The sequence below is a fragment of the Methylosinus sp. genome, from assembly GCF_036560965.1.
Lineage (GTDB): Bacteria > Pseudomonadota > Alphaproteobacteria > Rhizobiales > Beijerinckiaceae > Methylosinus.
On the sequence record NZ_DATBQF010000059.1, the window covers coordinates 19,256 to 38,314 of the forward strand.

Genomic DNA, 19,059 nt, shown 5'->3' on the forward strand with positions numbered 1-19,059 from the left:
TCGCTGACGATGTCGTTCTCAACCGCGCTCGCGCATCACTTCCTGCCGGAATCCATTCTCGTCCTCGGCGTGCTGGCGCTGATCCTGATCGGCGCTTGGCGCGGGACACGCGCCTTCGGCCTCGTCAACGAGCTCGCCGTGGCGCTGATCGGACTCGCCATTCTGGCGCTGTTCTTCGGCCAGACGTCGGACGCCTCGCTGTTCGAGGGCGCCTTCGTCGACGACGCCTTCGCGCGCTTCGTGAAGGCGCTGACGCTCCTCGGCTCGCTGGTGACGATATTGATGTCGCGCGACTATCTGCAGCGCGCCCGGCTCGGCCATTTCGAATTCCCGGTGCTGGTTCTGCTGTCGACGGTCGGCATGCTGCTGCTCGTCTCCGCCGACAATCTCATCGCGCTCTATCTCGGCCTCGAGCTGATGTCGCTCGCGCTCTATGTCGTCGCCGCATTCGACCGCGACGATGCGCGGGCCTCCGAGGCGGGACTCAAATATTTCGTGCTCGGCGCGCTGTCGTCCGGCATGCTGCTCTATGGCGCCTCGCTGCTCTATGGCTTCGCCGGCACCATCTCCTTCGACGGCATCGCCAAGTCGATCACCGGCGCTCCGCCGCTCGGCGTGATCTTCGGTCTCGTCTTCGTGCTGGCCGGCCTCGCGTTCAAAATGTCCGCCGCGCCTTTCCATATGTGGACGCCGGATGTCTACGAGGGCGCGCCGACGCCGGTCACCGCCTTCTTCGCCTCGGCGCCCAAGATGGCGGCGGTGGCGATCACGGCGCGCATTGTGTTCACGGCCTTTCCGGGCATTGTCGTTCAATGGCAGCAGATCGTGATCTTCCTCGCCATCGCCTCGATGTTGTTGGGCGCCTTCGCGGCGATCGGCCAGACCAATATCAAGCGTCTGATGGCCTATTCGTCGATCGGCCATATGGGCTTCGCCCTGGTCGGCCTCGCGGCGGGCAATGAGGCGGGCGTGCGCGGCGTCGCCATCTATCTCGCCATTTATCTGGTGATGACGCTCGGCGCTTTCGCCGCCATTCTGCAGATGCGCGTCGAGGGCCATCCGGTCGAGAAGATCGCCGATCTCTCCGGGCTCTCGCGCAACAATGGCGTCGCGGCCTTCTTCCTGGCCATGCTGATGTTCTCGCTGGCGGGCGTGCCGCCGCTCGCCGGGTTCTTCGCCAAATATTACGTGCTGCTGGCCGCGGTCGAGGCCGGGCTGTTTCCGCTCGCCATCGTCGGCGTGCTGGCGAGCGCGATCTCGGCCTTCTATTATCTGCGCGTCGTCAAGGTGATCTATTTTGACGATCCCGCTCCGGCCTTCGATCATTCGCCTTTGTCGCTGCGCGCCGTGCTCGCGGTCTCGACGCTGTTCCTGCTCGGCTTCTGGCTCTATCCCGCGCCGGTCGTGGAAGCGGCGACCGCGGCGGCGAAATCCTTGTTCTGATGGAAGGCGTGAAGCTCGGTGATCGCGCTCTCGCGCGCGGCGTTCGTCTCGAGATTTACGACGAAATCGACTCGACGAACGACGAAGCCAAACGTCGCGCGGAGGCGGGCGATGATGGTCCATTGTGGATCGTCGCCGCGCGCCAGACCAAGGGCCGCGGCCGACTCGGCCGCAGCTGGAGCTCGCTCGAGGGCAATCTTCATGCGAGCCTGCTGCTGTCGGGTTTCGGGCCGCCGGCCCTTGCGCCACAGCTCGGCTTCGTCGCCGGGCTCGCGACGATCGCCGCGCTGATCGAGGCGACTGGCGCGGTCGATCGGCTCGCGCTCAAATGGCCGAACGACGTGCTGCTCGACGGAGAGAAGCTGGCGGGCGTGCTGCTCGAGGGCGTCCAGCCGGGCGGGGCGGGCGCGCATTTCGGCTGCGTCATCGGCATCGGGGTCAATTGTGTTGCCGCGCCGCACGATCTCCCCTTGCCGGCGAGCGATTTGTCGCGTTTGTCGGGCCCTGGCGCCGGCGCGCTCTTTGCTTTGCTCTCGGACAAAATGGCGGAGACGTTGGCTCTGTGGGCCGGCGGGTCCGCTTTCGCCGTGCTGCGCGAGCGCTGGCTCGGACATGCTGCCGGATTGGGCGGCGAGATCGAGGCGCGGTTGGCGCGCGAGACGGTTTCCGGGACATTCGAGACGATCGACGCCGACGGACGCCTTATTATTTCCACCCGCAGCGGCCGACGCGCCATCGAAGCGGGAGACATTTTCTTGCCGGCCCTCGCGTCGGCCCGGCCCGAGCCGGAGCGAAGCCGATGACCGAGGAAACCAACGAATTCGTCTTTGCGCCGCTAGGCGGTCTGGGCGAGATCGGGATGAATGCCGCTCTCTATGGCTTCGGGCCGCCGAAGGCGCGGAAATGGCTGATGGTCGATTGTGGCTTGGCCTTTCCCGGCCCGGAGCTGCCGGGCGTCGATCTGCTGATGCCGGATGTGTCCTTCGTCGAAAAAATCCGCCGCGACCTCGTGGGGCTGGTCATCACCCACGCGCATGAGGATCACATCGGCGCCTTGTCCTTCCTCTGGCCCAAGCTCGGCTGCACCGTCTATGCGACGCGTTTCGCGGCCGGCCTGCTCGAGGCGCGGCGTCTCGGTGAGGCCGGGGCGCCGAATGTGAAGGTCGTCACCGTGGCGACCGGCCAACGCCTCGACATCGGCCCATTCGATGTCGAGTTCGTCGCCGTGGCGCATTCGATTCCGGAGGCCAATGCGCTGGCGATCCGCACGCCGCTCGGGCTCGCCATTCACACCGGCGATTGGAAGATCGATCCCGAGCCCGGCGTCGGCCACCGCATCGACGCGGCGCGGCTGCAGGCGCTCGGCGACGAGGGCGTTGACGCGCTCATCTGCGATTCGACCAATATTCTGCGCGAGGGCGACAGCTTCTCGGAGAGCGACGTGGCGCAGACGCTGCGCAAGCTCATCGGCGAAGCGAAGCATCGCGTCCTGGTGACGACCTTCGCCTCCAATGTCGCGCGCATTCGCGCCGTCGCCGAGGCGGCGCAGGCGGCGGGCCGCAGCGTCGTCATCGCCGGGCGCGCGATGGAGCGCGTCATCCAGGTCTCGCGCGAATGCGGTTTTCTCGACGGGCTGCCGCCCTTTCTGTCCCTCGATGCGTTCGCTGGTCTGCCGCGTGACAAAATCGTCGTGCTGGCGACCGGCAGCCAGGGCGAGACGCGCGCGGCCATGGCGCGCGTCGCGGAAAAGGAGCATCCGGTCATCAAGCTCGTCGCCGGCGACAGGGTCATTTTTTCGTCGCGCGCCATTCCCGGCAATACGCGGGAGGTGCATCGCGTCATCAACAAGCTCTGCGATCTGGGCGTCGAGGTGATCACCGACCACGACCATCTCGTTCATTGCTCCGGCCATCCGCGGCGCGGCGAGGTGGCGCAGTTCTATGATTGGGTGCGGCCGCGGGTGTCGGTGCCGGCGCATGGCGAAGGGCATCATCTCTCCGTCCACGCCGCTTTCGCGAAGGCGCGCGGCGTGGAGACGACCATCGGCGCGCGCAATGGCGACATCGTGCGCCTGTTTCCCGGCGTGCCCAGCATCGTCGGCAAGGCGCCGACGGGGCGCCTTCTCAAAGATGGCGACGTGCTGGTCTCGGAGAATGACGGCGCCGTGCGGGAGCGCGTCAAGCTCGGCTTTTCGGGCGTGGTGTCGCTGGCGCTGGCCATCGACAAGCGCGGCGATCTCATCGGCGACCCCGATGTGCTGATCTCCGGCCTGCCCAAAAAGGGCCGTGACGGGCAGGATATGGGCGAGGTCGTGGACGACGCCATTTTCCGCACCTTCGACAATCTGCCGCGGCAGAAGCGCCGGGATTTCGACGCGGCGGCGACGGCGGTGGAGCGCGCCGTCCGGGCCAGCGTCAATGCCGTCTGGGGCAAGAAGCCTCAGGTGCATGTATTGATCATCGAGGCCTGATGGCGCATTTAGGTTTCTGTGAAGTCTCAGGGAAGCATCATGATCGGACGCTTGAATCATGTCGCTATCGCCGTGTCGGATATTGCGGCGGCGGCGGCGACCTATAAAAACACGCTCGGCGCGAAGGTCTCCGAGCCGGAGGCTATTCCCGAGCATGGCGTCACGGTCGTTTTCGTCGAGCTGGCCAACACCAAGATCGAGCTGCTGCAGCCGCTCGGCGAAGGATCGCCGATCGCGGGCTTCGTCGCCAAGAATCCGGCGGGCGGCATTCATCATCTGTGCTATGAGGTCGACGACATCGTGATGGCGCGCGACCAGCTGAAAGCGTCAGGCGCGCGCGTGCTGGGCGACGGAGAGCCGAAGATCGGCGCGCATGGCAAGCCGGTGCTTTTCCTGCACCCCAAGGACTTCAACGGGGCGCTGCTCGAGCTCGAGCAGGCCTGAGCCGGGTCCTTCGCCGGAGGCGGCGTGAGGTCAAGGAGCGCAAACTTTGCCATTCTCGACGCCGCTCGCGGTCGCGATCTATCTCACCATCTGGTGGATCCTGCTTTTTGCGATTCTGCCGTTCGGGGTTCGCTCTTCGGAGGAGGAGGGCGACACGCCGACCGGAGGGGACCCCGGCGCTCCGATCGCGCCGAAGCTCTGGATCAAGGCCGTCGTGACGACGGTGGTTTCTGCGGTTTTGTTCACGCTCTTCGCGCTTTATGTGAACTGGGTCGGATAGAGGGACTATCCGGTCGAGGCGGGGTTGACCGGTCGGTCGGCAACGGGTAGGGGTCGAGCGCTGTAGTCACGATGACCCGCGAGGCGATTGCCCTGCGGTTCCGAGAGACTTTCGAGCGAGCGCGTAGCTCAGTTGGTAGAGCATCTGACTTTTAATCAGAGGGTCATGGGTTCGAGTCCCATCGCGCTCACCATGGAAAACAGTGAGTTAGGTGGCGGTCGGCGAGATCGAGAGGAGAATCGTCTTCTCTGTGGTGCCACGGGCGAGGCGCCGGCTCAACGCTTTTTGGCTCGTCTGCGCGCCGCGTCGACGGATTGCCGACGCGAGCGCCCCCACTGGGGGGGGGCGTCACGACGGCAGGCGCCGACCTAACTAATTGCCCGGTGAGATCCGCAGCTCGTTTCGGAAAGGGTCGAAATGCGCGATCTCGTTTGCTTCCGACCTCGCCGAGCAAGGTGAATTGTTCAACGCCGATGATCACGAGGCGGGCGGGCTCTTGGCGGCGATGACGACGGTCGCCGTGCGGCCCGCGATCAATGCGACCTCGCCTGCCGCCGGATCGAGCGCGATGCGCACCGGAATGCGCTGAGCGAGCCGCACCCAGCTGAATGTCGGATTGACGTTCGGCAGCATCGACGTTCCGGCGCTGCGCTCGCGATCCTCTATGCCCCCCGCTATTCCTTCGACGCGGCCGATTATCTTTTTGTTCTCGCCCATCAGATGGACCTCGGCGCGGTCGCCGACATGAATCATCGGCAGCTTCGTCTCCTCGAAATAGCCGTCCACATGCAGGCTCTGCGCGTCGATGAGCGCCGCGACGCCCTTGCCCGCCGTCACATAGGCGCCGGGCCTCAGGTCGAAATTGGTCAAGGGCCCGCTGACCGAGGCGCGGACCTCGGATCGCTCCAGGTTCAGTCGGGCGAGATCGCGGTCGGCCGCGGCCTGCCGCGACGCCGCCTGGGCCTGGGCCTGTGTGGAGATCGCCGCGTCCAGCTGCTGCTTGGAGACTGCGATCGTCTTCGTCGCCTCGAGAGCGCGATAGCGTGCGAGATCCTTCGTCGCGGCGTCGAGCGCGGCGGCGCGCCCGTCGAGAATCGCCTCCGCCTGGCGCAGCGCGAGAACGAAGCGCTCCCGATCGATGCGGAACAGCACGTCGCCCTTGCGAACGAACTGATCGTCATGGACGAGCACCTCGCTGACGAGTCCCGACACGTCGGCGGCGACGGCGACGACATCGGCGCGCACGCGCCCGTCCCTGGTCCATGGTTCTATTTCATAGTGTTCCCAGAGGCGCCAGACGACGAGCGCAGCCGCCAGCGCGAGCGCCGACGTCGTCGCGATGCGAAGGAAAGTGAGCAGTTTCGTTTTCAAAGCCGTTCCGTGGATAAGAGTAGAACGCAGGCGCCGAGCAAGCAGACGAACATGGCGAGGTTGAACAGAGCCGGATGCCACACGAAGCGGTAGAAGCCGACGGCTTCGAGCGCTCGCCTGATCATGATTTCGAGGAGGAACGCGACGACCGCGAAGGCGAGCAGCGACGATAGGAACACGCCGAAAACGCTGATTTCCGCATTCATGCGATGTCCGCCTCCGTCGAAGATCGTTCGGGCGCGGGCTCTGTGGCGAAGAGGCAGCGCCGCAGGCCGACCAGGGAGAGCAGCAGGCGCTCGTCGCCGGCGCGTCGGGCCGTCGCCAGCGCGCGGTCGATCGCCTGCAGAGAGGCGCGCGATGGCGTCGGCGCCGCTGCGCGGAACGATCGGGAAAGATGCATCAGCAGTGCGTCGATCCTTCTTCTGGGCGCGCCGTCGAGCGTGCTTCGCGCCCGGCGCGCATCGAGAATATTCAGGCCTGTTCTCAGATCGCACAGCGCCTGCGGCAGCGTATGTCCGACCGCATGGGCGATGGGCGCGAGCAGAAACAGCCGATCGAGCATCAGACCCATCAGCCGTTCATCGTTGCCGGCTCGCAGATCGGCGGCTTGAACGAGGGCGGCGCGGTTCGCGCGCGCGTAGCGGCGGGCGCGCCATTGCGCGCCGGCCGGACGGATCGCGGCCGTCACGATCGCCATCAGCACCATGCCGGCGGACATTGCGAGGCTCGAATTGACGAAAGCCTCGGCCTCCGCGGAATAGAGCTCCTGCAAGGCCATGGCGGTGGGCGTCACGATGGCGAGCGGAAGGCCGATGCGGATCGTCTGCGGTGAAGCGATCAGCAGGCCGAAGGCGAGGTAGACGGGCGCGAGCGCCAGCGCCAGCGTCTCGAAATTGTGGACGTGCGGTAGAATAGCGAAAAGATAGACGCCCGCGATCATCGCGGCGAGGATCGTCCATTCGGCGAAGCCGGCGATCGATGGAGTCGGATCGTCCTGGGAGGCGTAGAGGCTTCCGACGATCGCCGCCATCATCGCGGCGATCGAGCCTTCTGGCCAGGCCGTGACGATCCAGAGCAGGCAGCAGGCGAAAATCGCGCAGGCGAGCGTGAAGGCGGCGTGCAGCGCCGAGCCGTGATCGAGATGGCGGACGCGTTCGATGCGCAGCTCGATCGTGAGGCGCAAGGGCGCCGGCTCGGCCTTTTTTTCGGCGAGCGCCCGCGTCAACGCGGCGCAGTCGTGCAAAATGTCGAGCAGCTCGCGCAGGCGCTGGCAGAGACTCGCCTCGACGAGCGCGCGCCAGGAGGCGTCCAGGCTCGGCGATGCGGCCGCCGCGAGGTCGCGTCGCAACTCGGTCGCGTCCTCGTGAGCATCGGCGGATTCGGGCGCCGCGACCACGGCGCGTGCGCGCTCGACCAGCGACCAAATGCGCTCCGACTCGCCGCCGAGATCGACGAGCGCCGCCAGCCGGTCGGAAATCGCCGACAGAACCGGAAACAGCATGAGCATGCGCGGCACGATGCGACGAACTCTGTCGAGGGATCGTCGCTCGACCGCCGCATCGAAGGCGAGATGGGTTGCGAGCATCTCGATCTCCACCACATCCGTCACGAGGCGCAGCCAATGCGCATCGTTCGCCATTCGTCGTTCCGGATCGAGCGCGTCGACCGCGGCGGCGCGCCCGTGCAGCAGCCAGGCGTCGAGCCGTTCGGCGACCACTGGGCCGACCGAGCGCGGGAAGACGAGTCTCGACACCAGCGTGGCGCAGGCGATGCCGACGAGGATTTCCTCGGTTCGCGACAGAGCGAGATCGAAAATCGTCTCCGGCGCGTCGACGGCGGGAAATCCGACGATCGCCGCCGTATATCCGGCGAGCATGAACACATAGCCGCGCGGCGTGCGGTCGAGGAGAGCGAGATAGAGGCAGAGCCCCGCCCAGATCGACATGGCGAGCGCGAGCGCGAGCGGCATGTCGACGAGATTGGGAACCATCAGCACCGCGCCCGCGGCCCCGAGCAAGGTGCCCGCCGCCCGATAGGCGGCCTTGGACGTCGTCGCGCCGGAGAGCGGCTGCGACGCGATATAGACCGACGCCAGCGCCCAATAGGGCCGCGGCAGATCGAGCCAGAAGCTCACGGCTAGCGCCGTCATTCCGGCGACGAAGGTCTTGACCGTGAACAACCAATGGCTCCCGCTGAAAAAGGTCATGAAAGTGTCCCGCGCGGACCGGCGAACGCAGCGAAGCCGCTTGCGTCTGGCCGGGGCTTCGATAAAAATGACTACTAGGTCATTTTATGTCAAGCCGTAATCTGGCGAGTGGGGTCGAGCCGAAAGGAACGAGACGCATGGCGGATGGACCGACCGAGATCACCAAGGCCTCGGAAGCGCCGCGGGCGCGCAGAGGGCCGAGTCCGGAGAAGACTGCGCAGACGCGCCGCGTCATCGTCGATGCGGCGCTCGGCGAATTTCTGGAGAAAGGCTACGCCGACACGACGATGGACGGCGTCGCCAAGCGCGCCGGCGTCGCCAAGGGCACGCCCTATCGCTATTTTCCGGCCAAGGAAGCTCTGTTCGAAGCGGTCGTGCGGGAGAAGATCGCCGGCGCCGTGATCGACGCCGATCCGGCCAATCGCCGACCCGATGAGACGGCGTCGACGTTCTTGCGGCGCACCATGCTCGTATCGATACGCGAGATCGAGCGCAATGGTCGCGCCGCCATCGCCCGCCTCGTGCTCGTCGAAGGCGCGAGATTTCCCGAGATGACGGACATTTATCGCCGCGTGATGTTCGAACCGCTTTTGAATCAGATCCGGACTTTGGCGGCGACAGCGCGATCGACCGGGGAGCTGCGCCGCGTCGAGCTCGAGAAATATCCCCATCTGCTCATCGCGCCGATCTGGTTCGCCATCATTCATAATGGCTTGCTCGACCGCGATCATCCCTTGGACATCGGCGATCTGTTCGAGGCGAATCTCGATCTCTTCTTCGACGCTCCATGATGGACAGCGCTCGCGCCGATCGATGACGGGCGACTCCTCCCTTTCATAGCTCCGCACGAAAAATCGCTCCGCCGGCGGCGTTCGGATCGCCGCGTCGAGCCTGAGGCAAGCGCGCGCAGATTCGATTTCGCGGCGCCTGTGGCAGAAGCGCAACAATTGCGCGGACACGTACTTATGCTTAGCCAATGCTGGGCCTGGGCGCCTATTAAGGCGAAAAGACGTCATATTTTTGAATGTCAGGTGACTTTTATAGTCATGAATCTGAATCAAATGCCCCCTCATGAGTAGTTCGAAGTCGATAACTACCTAGGGAGCAGGTCGGATGCGGAGTTGGCCGGAGCGCCGCGAGAGACACGCGCGCATCGAAATTATTCCGATGATCGACGTGATGATGTTCCTGTTGGTCTTCTTTGTCTTGATCAGCATCAATGTGCTGCCGGCGCTCGGGCTCAAAGTCACGCCGCCGAGCTCTGCTCATCCGGACAAGGTCGTCGAGCGGACCCGCGTGACGATCGGCATCGATCGCGCCGGCGACACCTATCTCGACGGCAAGCCGATCTCGTTATCCGAGCTCCCCGAGCGCCTGCGCGGCCTGGCGAGCGAGGACAAGCCGCTCGCCGTCGTCATCAGCGGCGACGAGGGCGCGGGACTTCAAAATCTCGTCTCGGTCCTGGACGCGCTCAAGGCGGCGAAGGTCGCGAGCGCCTCCATCGTCACGAGGCCGAAATAGTGCGGGCCAGACTGGCGATGGACAGGCTCGACGTCGCGAGCAACGCCGCCGGCCTCGCCGGCGCGCTGACGCTGCTCGCTCTGGCGCTGACGATGGCGCCCGAGACAAATCTGGTCTCGCCGGCCGATCTAGGCGCGCAGACGACGGAGATCGCGCTCGATCTGCCGGTCGAGACGGAAGCGTCGGAGCCGCTTCAGCCGGAGCCGCTTCAAGAGACGCCCATAGACGCGCCGCAGCCACAGACGCTCGAGGAGACGCCGCCGCCGAGCGACGCGCCGGCGCCGGTCGCGGCGCGACCAAAGCCGCAAAAGCCCGAAAAGCCGCAGCCGAAAGCGGAAGAGCGTCCGCGCAAGGAACGCAGCGACGACTCGAAGGCCGATTCGCGAAGAGAAGCGCGCGAGAAGCCTGCCGTCGCGCGGCGAGGCGAAGCCGCCGCGGCCGAGCCAAGCGCGCGCGCGTCCGGCAATGTCGCCGCTTTTCGCGCCTGTCTCGCCGGCGCGCCCTATCCGACGTCCAAGGACGCGCGGCTGCAAAAGCCTTCGGGCTCCGTCGGCATCGCGATCTCGAGCGGCTCGGCGTCCGTCACCAAAAGCTCCGGCTCAGCGATCCTCGATTCCGCTGCGCGCTCACGCGCCGTCGCCTGCGCCTCCGCAGCGGGCGGAGGGTCGCTCAGCGGCGTTGTCGTCTTCCACCCGAGATAGTTCGCAACAGAGGTCTTCCGATGAAGTTCCGTGTCCTCACGCTCGCCCTGCTCGCCGGCGCCTCGACGCCGACCCTCGTTCTGGCGCAATCTGCGCAGGAGCCGCAAAAGCCGGCGCATGACAACCGTTCGCAGAGCGGCCTCACCGCGGCGCCGACCGACTTCGGCCGCGTCGACATTTACGGCGCCGGCGCCGCGCCGCTGCCGCCGGACGGCGTCAACCGCCAGGATTTGGGCGGCGGCTATATGATCGAGGAAGAAGCGGTAAAGACGCGTTCGACAGTGACGCGCGACGCTATCGCCAAAATGTCGCCGACCGCCAATCCCTATCAGATGATCAATCTCCTGCCGGGCGTCGTCATCACCAGCACCGACAATTCCGGCCTCAATGGCGGCAACATCCGCATTCGCGGCTACAACAGCGATCAGCTGGGCCTCACGATCGAGGGCATGCCGGTCAACGATTCCGGCAATTACGCGCTCTATCCGCAGGAATATGTCGATAGCGAGAACATAGAGCAGATCTCGATCGCGCAAGGCTCGCCCGATCTCGATAGCCCGCATATCGGCGCCTCCGGCGGCGTCATCAACATCTATATGCGGGATCCCTCGAAGACGCGCGGCGGCTTCGTCGATTTCTCCTATGGCATGCACAGCCTGACTCGTGAATTCGCGCGCGCGGAGACCGGCCAGATCGGCGATTTCCGTGGCTATGTGTCCTATTCGCATTACACGGAAAATCACTGGGCGGGTCCTGGCTCCAACGAGCGCCAGCACGTCGACTTCAAGGGCGTATGGGAGCCGGGGCAGGGCAATCGCGTCGGCCTTTCGGTGATCTTCAACGATGCGCTCAATAATTTCTACCAGAATCCGACGCTCGGCAATTACAACATACTCGGCGCCAACGCCGTCGGCTACAATACGGCTCTGCCGGCGTCATACTTCAATCCGCCGGCCGGCTCGCCGCCCGCGGCGTGGGATCGCTCCGCCAATCAGGCCAGCCTCTATTACAAATGGCGCATTAATCCGTTCCGCAATCTGATCGTCAGCGCGCCGACGACCATCTCGATCGATAGCGGCGTGACCTATGACGCCATTCCCTATTTCTGGTACGGATACGGCAGTGGCGGCGGCGTGTCGTCGGTGACGGAAAACTCGTTCTATTACGGCCGCTACAACGTCGGCGGCGCCGACTGGAACAATAATGGCGTTGTCACCAAAAACGACAAAGGGATGTATTACAATCCCTCGATCACCGAGACGCTCCGCCCCGGACTCGTCAATAAATTCACCTTCGATCTCGGCGACCATAAGCTCATGCTCGGCTATTGGTTCGAATATGCGAACCACCGTCAGACGGCGCCTTACGCCTTCCTCAACGGCGACGGCTCGGTCGTCGATCCCTTCTTCGACTCCGGCGCGATCAACATTCCCGGCGTCGGCGCGCCTCAATTTCGTGACCTGCTGACGCAGACCGTCACCAACACCGGCCTCGTCGGCGACACCTGGACTCTCCTCGACGACAAGCTGACGATCGAATCCGGCGTGAAAGTCTCCTCGATCCATCGCTCCGTCTATAATTTCCTGCCGGGCGTCACGCCGCTGCGCACGCAGAGCGATCTCGTCGCGCTGCCGCAAGCGGGCTTCCGCTACAAGTTCGCGGATTATCATCAGATCTTCGGCTCGGTCGGGACGTCGTTCCGCGCGTCGCCGAATTTCGCGCTCGCCGATTCGGTGAACACCAGCAATGGATCGCTGACTCCCGCCAATCATCTCGCGCCGGAAAAAGCCGTCACAGTCGAGCTCGGCCATCGCTACCAGAGTCCGCTGTTCGCGACCTCGGTGTCGCTCTATGGCTCGCATTACGAAAACCGTCAGATCAGCACGACGGTGTTCCTGCCGAACTCCAGCTCATCGGTCAGCACGACGATCAACGCAGGCGCGGTCGATCTCTGGGGCGTCGCGGCGGAGATCGGCACGCGGCCGATCTACAATTTCAGGCCTTATCTCTCGGCCAACTATCTGCAGACGCGCATTCTCGACAATCTGTCGACCTCGGGCGCGACGCCGGCTGGCTCGCCGGTGTCCTCGATCAACGATTTCCTGCCGACCAAGGGCAAGCATCTGCCGAATTCGCCGACATGGACTGGCGCGCTCGGCGTCGACTATGACGACGGCCACATCCTCGGCAATCTCGCCGCCAAGGTGACGAGCCGGCAATATTCGACCTTCATGAACGACGAATCCATCTCGCCCTACGCCCGCGTCGACGCAATGGTCGGCTATCGCTTCGACGATATCGCCTTCGGCAAGAAGCCGGAGCTGCGCGTCAATCTCTACAACATCACCAGCACCCATGCGTTGACCGGCGCCAACAGCATCAAGAACAATGCGGTGGCGACGCGCGGCGTCTATGGCAACATGGTCTCTGCCAGCGCGCCGACCTATTATGTCGGCCAGGGCTTCTCGGCGACCGCGACCTTCTCCGTGGGGTTCTGAGCATGCAGATCGATCACGCCTTCTTCCACGCGGTCTGCATCGATATCCTCTACGGATGTCTCGTTCTGCTCGCCTTCGTGCTCATCGAGCGGCTCGTCTATTACGCGGTGCTGGCGCTGCGGTCCCGCACGATCCGCGCCGCGATAAAGGCCCATGCGCTCGGAACCTCGACGACGCCGAAGCCTTTCGGCGATGACGAGCTCAGCCGCAGCTTCGCGGAATATGTCGCCGTGCAGAATGAGCCCGGCTGCACCCGAGCCCGCGTCGAGGATCTGTCCTCGGCGCTGTTCATCCGGGTCGACGCCAAGGTCAGCGCGCGCCTGTGGATGCTCGACACGATCGTCACCGCGGCGCCGCTGCTCGGTCTGCTCGGCACGATCCTCGGCATAATGGACACGTTCAACGCTCTGTCGTCTGGCGGCGTCTCCGATCCCGCCGCCGTGAGCCGCGGCATCGCCGCTGCGCTCGTCGCCACGGCGGTCGGCATCGGCACGGCGCTCGTCGGGCTGATCGCCCATAATCTGCTGCATCGTCAAGCGGACGTCATCATCGACGGCTTCAAGAGCGCGCTGCTCGCCGCAACGCGCGACAGGCTGCCGGCGGCGGCCGAATAGCGACGCGCGACCCGAGGGGGAAACGCCCATGCCGATCACGCGACGCGAGCTTATCGCCGGGAGCGCGGCGCTCGCCGTGGGCTTTCCCACTCTTGCGCGCGCCGCGCCACGCGTCGAGCTGCGTCTGCTCGAGACGTCGGACCTGCATATGTTCGTGCTGGACTGGGATTATTATCATGCGCGGCCGGACCCGACTGTCGGACTGAGCAAGATCGCGAGCCTTGTCGCGGAGGCGCGCGCGCAAGCGCAAAATGCGTTGCTTTTCGACAATGGCGATCTTCTCCAGGGCAGCCCGCTCGGCGACTATGTCGCGCGGCAAGGGGGACTCGCCTCCGGCGCGCATCCTGTCTTTCGCGCGATGAATCACATGCGCTATGACGCGGCGACGCCCGGCAATCACGAATTCAACTTCGGATTGGACTTTCTCGAACGCTCGCTCGCCGGCGCCGCCTTCCCCTATATCGGCGCCAATATCGAACGCGCCGATGGCGCGGCTTTTCTGCCGCCTTTCCGCATTCTCACGCGACGGCTCATGGATGACGGCGGCGTTTCGCGCGAATTGCGGATCGGCGTCCTCGGCCTCGCGCCGCCGCAGATCATGATCTGGGATCGGGCCCATCTCGAGGGCCGCCTGCGTTGCGGCGACATGGTCGTCGCGGCGCGCCGATATGTTCCCATTCTGCGCGCGCAATGCGATATTCTGGTTGCGCTCTGCCATTCCGGGATCGACGTGCGCGCCGCGGCCGGCGCCGAGAACGCCTGTCTTCAGATCGCCGCTGTTCCCGGCGTCGACGCGATCATGATGGGACATGCCCATCGCGTCTTTCCCGGTCCCGATTACGCCGGCGTCGAGGGCGTCGACGCCGAGCGTGGAACGCTCGCCGGAATCCCTGCGGTGATGCCGGGCTTCTGGGGCAGCCATCTCGGCGTCATCGATCTCACGCTCGCGCGCGACGGCGAGCGCTGGACCGTCGACCGCTTTCGGACGGAAGCGCGGCCGATCTATAAGCGCGAGGCTTCGAAAATCACCGCGCTCGCCGACGCCGATCCCGCGATCGCGTCGATCGTCGCGCCCGAGCACGAGGCGACGCGACGCTGGGTCGATCAGCCGATCGGCGAGATCGCGTCTCCACTGTTCTCCTATTTCGTCTGGATCGGGATCGATTCCGTCGGCGCGCTCGTCAATGCGGCGCAGCTCGCCTATGCGCGCCCCTTGCTCGAGGGAACGCCGCATGCGGGGCTTCCGCTGCTCTCCGCCGTCGCGCCGTTTCGGGCGGGCTACACCCCCGACTCCTATATCGATCTCGACACTGGTCCCGTGGCGCTGCGGCATGTCGCCGACATCTACCCCTATCCAAATGCGCTCGTCGCCGTACGCGTGACCGGCGCCGCGCTGCGCGAATGGCTGGAATGCGCGGCGCGCGTGTTCCGGCGCATCGATCGCGACGCGGCAGGCCCGCAACTGCTGATCGATCGCCGCACGCCTTCCTACCATTTCGATGTCATAGCCGGTCTCCAATATCGCATCGACGTCTCGGCGCCGGCGCGCTACGACGCGAGCGGCAATCTTCGCCCCGACGCCTCGCGCATCGTCGATCTGAGCTATGGCGGCCGCGCGGTCGATCCCGCGCAGGAATTCATCGTCGTGACGAATAATTACCGCGCCGACGGCGGCGGCAAGTTCCCCGGGCTCGACGGACGAAACGTCGTGCTGCGCGCGCCGGATTCCAATCGCGACGCCGTCGAGCGCTTCCTGCGCGGGGGCGGCTCCATTCCCGATGCGAAACCCTGGTCCTTCGCGCCGCTGGGTCGTCGCGTCACTGTCGCCTTCGATTCCGCGCCGGCGGCTGCTCGCCGTCTCGCCGAGGCGCCCGGCCTTCGCGCCACGACGCGAGAGGAAGCGGGCTATTTGCGCTATGAATACGATCTCGCCTGAACCACGGGCGGCGCTATTCGCACCCCTGCGGTCGTTGCCTTTGCGGTTCCGGCTCATTCTCCGATCTCAGCGTCGCTCAGGCGCGCGGTGGCTTCGTCCCATGCCCGAGAGCGGCGGACGATATGGACGACGGAGAGCATGACCGGCGCCTCGCCGGCACGCCGACGACGGTCGCGAGCGCCGCGCGCGAATGGAGGCCGAGCAAAGCGATCGCCGTCGCGACGGCCAGCTCGAGGAAATTGCTCGAATTCGAGGGCGCTCATGGTAGGGAATGTTGGCGGTCTGTGCGAGGCTCGCGCTCATCGGCGAAGCGAGAATGACGAGCGCCCAGTCGTCGAGCGCGCCGCTTCTTCGACCAGATGTATACGCCCGTGGCCGATAGCATAGCGACGATCAAGCCGAGAGCGCAGACGAAAATGCGATAGGGCAGGCCGAAGACGCCGCCCATATGCAGGGCGTAGAGCCAACTGGTGATCGTGTTGCCGGCATATTGACCGGTCGGGAGCATGACTCGTAGCAGAGCGCCGCTGTCGCCGTCGAAATAGACCGAGCAATTGCCGGCGTGGATCGCGTCCACGTCGAGGCTGCTGCGGAACGACAGAATATAGACGCCCTTATCGATCAAATAGGTCATCGCGCGCGCCTGCGTGACGGTGAAGCCGCGGTCCGCCGCCTCTTTCGCCATCAGCGCCTCGCCCGTCGCCTGCGCGGCGCGCCAGTCGAGACGGTGGTGCGGGGTCGGGCGCGCGCGGAGCGCCTCGAGCGCTTCTCGCGGCGCTTCATATTGGAAGAACGCGTGCATGACGCCGTCATAGAGCGGGCGCCAGTCGAACATCACGCTCGACCAGGCGAAGACGAGCAGCACGGGCCACAGCCACAGCCCGCTGGCGCGATGAAGATCGAAATTGACGCGATAGGCGCTGGCGCGACTTTTGATAAGCCAGGCCGGTTTCCAGCGACGCCAGAAGGCGCTGCGTGCGATCGGCAGCGTCAGATAGAAGCCGACGAAGCAATCGAGCGTCCAGACGAGCGCGACGACGCCGAGGATGGTGATCCCAGTCGGGCCGAGCATCAGCGCGTCGTGCAGCAGATAGATGAAGGTCATCAGATTGATGCGACCTTGTGAGAGGTCGCCGGGCGTGCGCCGTCCAAGCTCGTCGCCGGTCCAGGGATCGAGAAAGAGCTGACGAAAGCCGAGCTCATAGGGCTTTCCCGTCGCGGCGTCCTTGCGCGGCGTCATGCCGACGATGACCTGCTCGGGAAAGCGATAGCCGATATTGCGCACCCGTCCCTGAGGAACGAGCGCCTCCGCCTTTTCGGCGAGCGCCGCGAAGTCGAGAGGCGGCGCGTCCTGCGGCGTGGCGTAGAGCCAGGGCGTCGCCAGCCGATCGAGCTCATTGTGGAACGCCAGAATGCTGCCGGTGAGGCCGACGACGACGAGAAAGCCCGTCATCAGCAGCCCGGTCCAGCGATGCAGCCAAACCCAGAAAGCGCGCATGGTCCGTCCTTCGCTTGGGGAGAGGCTGCCGCCGCGACGGCCGCCCTCATCGATCGCAGGGACGCTAGAACTTGACTTTCACCGATCCGATGAAAGTGCGCGGCTGTCCATAGACGGCATATTGGCTGTTGACGGTGGTGTCGAAATATTTGGCGTCGGCGAGATTGACCACATTGAGCTGCGCTTCGACGGCATGGCCTTCGAGCAAGGTTCGATAGCCGATCATCGTGTCGAAGCGCACATAGGCGGGCAGCGCATAGGCGTTGGTGGCGGTTGCTTCGCGCAGGCCATTGGCGGACGCGCCGAAGCCGAAACTGAAGCCCTCCTTCTCGCCGGGCGCGGTATCGTATTTGGCCCAGATGTTTCCGGCGTGACGCGGCACGCCCGGCTGTCGCTTGCCGAGAATGGCGCCCGTGCCGATGGTGTTGTCTTTCACGACCATCGCATCGTCGTAAGTGTAGCTGCCGATGATGCTGATATTGTCAGTGATCTGTCCCGCAACGTCCAATTCGACGCCGCGGCTGCGCACCTTGCCGGCGGCGATAGAATAGCCGGTATTGACAGGATCGGCAGTGAGCACATTGGTCAAGGTGAGGTCGAAAGCGGCGATCGAAGCGGTGACCTTGCCGCCGAGCAGGCTGGCTTTGGCGCCGATCTCGAACTGCTGGCCTTCCTGCGGCTTGAACTGCGTTCCGCTGGCGCTTCGCGCGGTGGCGTTGGAATTGCCGAAGGATTCCGAATAGCTCGCATAGATCGAATATTCCGGAGTCAGCTTGACCCAGAGTCCGCCGTTCGGCGAAATCTTGCGATAGGTCGGATTGCCCTTCCACGGCGGATTGTAATGGCCGTCGCAGAGCGGGTAGCACGAACTTCCGCTGACCGTCGCAAACGCGAGTTCCGAGCTGGCGTCGAAAGCGATGTCGTAGCGCCCGCCGATCAGAAAGTGGATGAAGTCGTCGTAAGAAATATCGTCCTGAACATAATAGCCGGCGTCGATCGACTGGTTTCGGCTCTTGTTGTTGTGGGCGTAGGCCTGCTGCGCGGCGAGGACCGACCAGTTTATGCCGCCATAGACCGGCGCCCATATGTTGGAGGCGGGGATTTCCGGCGCCGCCTTGGGCCCCGGATTGTCGCCCAGAAACAGGCTATGATAGTCGAAGTAGTCGAAGCCGAACAATAATTTATGGTCGAGCGGCCCGGTTTTGACCTCGCCGGCGACATCGAGATTGATCGATGCTTTTGACGAAATGGGCGGCTGTCCCATCGGATCATTGGCCAATGAGCTCGCCTGCCATTCTGAGAATCATCGGCGCGCTCTGACGGCGCATTTGGGTCCGCCTGGTTCGAGGCCGGCTCCCGAAATGCGCGGCCTCGATCTATTCCTCGGCGGCGATCTGCCGGGCGTCGGAAAGAGCTTTGATGGCGAGTCCCGCGACGCCGATCGCGGCGAGAATCAGGATCGCGGTGTCCAGTCGCGACAAGCCCTCATCGACGCCCGTCGCCTGAGCGATAAAGGGCCAAGCCGCCATGAGAATGCGGAACTCGCTCGGGCCGAGGCCGATATAAGCCATCGGCCGCGCATGATGCGCGATCGTGCGCACGTAATTATAGGCCGAGAACAGCAGATAGCAGGCGAGAATGACGAGCGCCGATTGGAACGACAGAAAGGGCGACGCTCCGAACATCACGATGAGCAGGACTTGCGACAAGAGGTCGTTGACCTGGCCGATGACGTCGAGCCTCCGATCGGTCTCGTTGCGGCGTCGGGCGAGCGGCCCGTCGAGCGCCATGCCGAGCCAGTTGAGGACAATTCCGGACAGGAAAAGCGGCAACCATGCCGACGACCAGCGGCAGCCGACGAGCGCCGCCGCGGCGACGACGGCGCCGATGACGCCGATCTTGGTCAGGCGCAGCGGCGTGACCGACGCCGGCAAGGCAGCGAGGATCACATCGAGGAGCCTTTGCTCGCTCACCGCGAGGAAGCTTCGATCGAGCCGTTCGATACGCTCACTGAGGAGAAATGCCACGCTACGCTCCATGTGTTGTTGTCGTGCGCCGATCTTCCCTTGTTGGTCTT

Annotated in this window: 17 protein-coding genes, 1 tRNA gene and 1 pseudogene; 12 read left to right on the plus strand and 7 right to left on the minus strand. The window is 64.8% G+C overall.

Annotated features, from left to right (window positions below):
* Positions 1–9: 9 nt before the first annotated feature.
* The 6 genes from nuoN to VIF40_RS15495 all read left to right on the plus strand — a co-directional run bounded on the left by nuoN (position 10) and on the right by VIF40_RS15495 (position 4,830).
* Positions 10–1,443 (plus strand): NADH-quinone oxidoreductase subunit NuoN, encoded by a 1,434-nt coding sequence (gene nuoN / locus VIF40_RS15470; RefSeq protein ID WP_331938410.1) that lies wholly within the window; start codon positions 10–12, stop codon positions 1,441–1,443.
* Positions 1,443–2,246 carry a biotin--[acetyl-CoA-carboxylase] ligase gene (locus tag VIF40_RS15475; RefSeq protein WP_331938411.1) on the plus strand — a complete coding sequence of 268 codons (804 nt, stop codon included), beginning with the start codon at positions 1,443–1,445 and terminating at the stop codon, positions 2,244–2,246. Before nuoN ends, VIF40_RS15475 begins: the two co-directional genes overlap by 1 nt.
* The gene (locus tag VIF40_RS15480) at positions 2,243–3,913 is read left to right on the plus strand and encodes a ribonuclease J (RefSeq protein ID WP_331938412.1); all 1,671 of its coding nucleotides are present in this window, start codon (positions 2,243–2,245) and stop codon (positions 3,911–3,913) included. Before VIF40_RS15475 ends, VIF40_RS15480 begins: the two co-directional genes overlap by 4 nt.
* 39 nt (positions 3,914–3,952) lie before the next feature.
* A complete protein-coding gene (gene mce / locus VIF40_RS15485; RefSeq protein WP_331938413.1) occupies positions 3,953–4,357 on the plus strand; it encodes a methylmalonyl-CoA epimerase in 405 nt (134 codons plus the stop codon).
* 46 nt (positions 4,358–4,403) lie between these two features.
* Positions 4,404–4,637, plus strand: coding sequence for a DUF1467 family protein (locus VIF40_RS15490; RefSeq protein WP_331938414.1), 234 nt, complete (start codon positions 4,404–4,406; stop codon positions 4,635–4,637).
* Positions 4,638–4,754: 117 nt separating this feature from the next.
* A tRNA-Lys gene (locus tag VIF40_RS15495) sits at positions 4,755–4,830 on the plus strand.
* A gap of 284 nt (positions 4,831–5,114) precedes the next feature.
* On the opposite strand, the gene VIF40_RS15500 is transcribed toward VIF40_RS15495, so the two are convergent.
* The 3 genes from VIF40_RS15500 to VIF40_RS15510 are packed head-to-tail and all read right to left on the minus strand — an operon-like array spanning position 5,115 to position 8,214.
* Complete coding sequence (locus tag VIF40_RS15500) at positions 5,115–6,008, minus strand: HlyD family secretion protein (RefSeq protein ID WP_331938415.1); 894 nt, start codon at positions 6,006–6,008, stop codon at positions 5,115–5,117.
* Positions 6,005–6,214, minus strand: a complete 210-nt coding sequence (locus VIF40_RS15505) for a DUF1656 domain-containing protein (protein ID WP_331938416.1) — start codon at positions 6,212–6,214, stop codon at positions 6,005–6,007. The genes VIF40_RS15500 and VIF40_RS15505 overlap by 4 nt, the downstream gene beginning before the upstream one ends.
* Positions 6,211–8,214, minus strand: coding sequence for an FUSC family protein (locus VIF40_RS15510; RefSeq protein WP_331938417.1), 2,004 nt, complete (start codon positions 8,212–8,214; stop codon positions 6,211–6,213). The genes VIF40_RS15505 and VIF40_RS15510 overlap by 4 nt, the downstream gene beginning before the upstream one ends.
* A gap of 137 nt (positions 8,215–8,351) precedes the next feature.
* Here VIF40_RS15510 and VIF40_RS15515 point away from each other — a divergent pair, with 137 nt between their 5' ends.
* The 6 genes from VIF40_RS15515 (at position 8,352) to VIF40_RS15540 (ending at position 15,484) form a co-directional block, all read left to right on the plus strand.
* Positions 8,352–9,005: a TetR/AcrR family transcriptional regulator gene (locus VIF40_RS15515; protein ID WP_331938418.1), complete on the plus strand. Its 654-nt coding sequence runs from the start codon at positions 8,352–8,354 to the stop codon at positions 9,003–9,005.
* Positions 9,006–9,327: 322 nt separating this feature from the next.
* Positions 9,328–9,735, plus strand: a complete 408-nt coding sequence (locus VIF40_RS15520; RefSeq protein WP_331938419.1) for a biopolymer transporter ExbD — start codon at positions 9,328–9,330, stop codon at positions 9,733–9,735.
* Entirely contained in the window at positions 9,735–10,436 is a 702-nt protein-coding gene (locus VIF40_RS15525) for a hypothetical protein (protein ID WP_331938420.1), read from the plus strand. Before VIF40_RS15520 ends, VIF40_RS15525 begins: the two co-directional genes overlap by 1 nt.
* A 20-nt stretch (positions 10,437–10,456) precedes the next feature.
* A complete protein-coding gene (locus VIF40_RS15530; protein ID WP_331938421.1) occupies positions 10,457–12,934 on the plus strand; it encodes a TonB-dependent receptor in 2,478 nt (825 codons plus the stop codon).
* Between the two features lie 2 nt (positions 12,935–12,936).
* Entirely contained in the window at positions 12,937–13,548 is a 612-nt protein-coding gene (locus tag VIF40_RS15535; RefSeq protein WP_331938422.1) for a MotA/TolQ/ExbB proton channel family protein, read from the plus strand.
* 28 nt (positions 13,549–13,576) lie between these two features.
* Positions 13,577–15,484, plus strand: a complete 1,908-nt coding sequence (locus VIF40_RS15540; RefSeq protein ID WP_331938423.1) for a bifunctional 2',3'-cyclic-nucleotide 2'-phosphodiesterase/3'-nucleotidase — start codon at positions 13,577–13,579, stop codon at positions 15,482–15,484.
* Positions 15,485–15,537: 53 nt separating this feature from the next.
* Here VIF40_RS15540 and VIF40_RS15545 read toward each other — a convergent pair.
* The 4 genes and pseudogenes from VIF40_RS15545 to VIF40_RS15560 form a co-directional block, all read right to left on the minus strand.
* A pseudogene (locus VIF40_RS15545) lies at positions 15,538–15,731 on the minus strand (arsenical-resistance protein); the annotation flags it as partial.
* A 12-nt stretch (positions 15,732–15,743) separates the two neighbouring features.
* Positions 15,744–16,982 carry a PepSY-associated TM helix domain-containing protein gene (locus tag VIF40_RS15550; RefSeq protein WP_331938424.1) on the minus strand — a complete coding sequence of 413 codons (1,239 nt, stop codon included), beginning with the start codon at positions 16,980–16,982 and terminating at the stop codon, positions 15,744–15,746.
* A gap of 64 nt (positions 16,983–17,046) precedes the next feature.
* Positions 17,047–18,261 carry a TonB-dependent siderophore receptor gene (locus VIF40_RS15555; RefSeq protein ID WP_331938425.1) on the minus strand — a complete coding sequence of 405 codons (1,215 nt, stop codon included), beginning with the start codon at positions 18,259–18,261 and terminating at the stop codon, positions 17,047–17,049.
* 97 nt (positions 18,262–18,358) lie between these two features.
* Positions 18,359–19,009, minus strand: a complete 651-nt coding sequence (locus tag VIF40_RS15560; protein ID WP_331938426.1) for a CDP-alcohol phosphatidyltransferase — start codon at positions 19,007–19,009, stop codon at positions 18,359–18,361.
* Positions 19,010–19,059: the final 50 nt, after the last annotated feature.

Excerpts from the sequence above, each read along its gene's own strand:
- VIF40_RS15515 (WP_331938418.1), top strand. The coding sequence starts at position 8,352 with ATGGCGGATGGACCGACCGAGATCACCAAGGCCTCGGAAGCGCCGCGG.
- VIF40_RS15510 (WP_331938417.1), bottom strand. The coding sequence starts at position 8,214 with ATGACCTTTTTCAGCGGGAGCCATTGGTTGTTCACGGTCAAGACCTTC.
- VIF40_RS15540 (WP_331938423.1), top strand. The coding sequence starts at position 13,577 with ATGCCGATCACGCGACGCGAGCTTATCGCCGGGAGCGCGGCGCTCGCC.
- mce (WP_331938413.1), top strand. The coding sequence starts at position 3,953 with ATGATCGGACGCTTGAATCATGTCGCTATCGCCGTGTCGGATATTGCG.
- VIF40_RS15475 (WP_331938411.1), top strand. The coding sequence starts at position 1,443 with ATGGAAGGCGTGAAGCTCGGTGATCGCGCTCTCGCGCGCGGCGTTCGT.
- VIF40_RS15505 (WP_331938416.1), bottom strand. The coding sequence starts at position 6,214 with ATGAATGCGGAAATCAGCGTTTTCGGCGTGTTCCTATCGTCGCTGCTC.
- VIF40_RS15535 (WP_331938422.1), top strand. The coding sequence starts at position 12,937 with ATGCAGATCGATCACGCCTTCTTCCACGCGGTCTGCATCGATATCCTC.
- VIF40_RS15530 (WP_331938421.1), top strand. The coding sequence starts at position 10,457 with ATGAAGTTCCGTGTCCTCACGCTCGCCCTGCTCGCCGGCGCCTCGACG.
- VIF40_RS15520 (WP_331938419.1), top strand. The coding sequence starts at position 9,328 with ATGCGGAGTTGGCCGGAGCGCCGCGAGAGACACGCGCGCATCGAAATT.
- nuoN (WP_331938410.1), top strand. The coding sequence starts at position 10 with ATGTCGTTCTCAACCGCGCTCGCGCATCACTTCCTGCCGGAATCCATT.
- VIF40_RS15550 (WP_331938424.1), bottom strand. The coding sequence starts at position 16,982 with ATGCGCGCTTTCTGGGTTTGGCTGCATCGCTGGACCGGGCTGCTGATG.
- VIF40_RS15480 (WP_331938412.1), top strand. The coding sequence starts at position 2,243 with ATGACCGAGGAAACCAACGAATTCGTCTTTGCGCCGCTAGGCGGTCTG.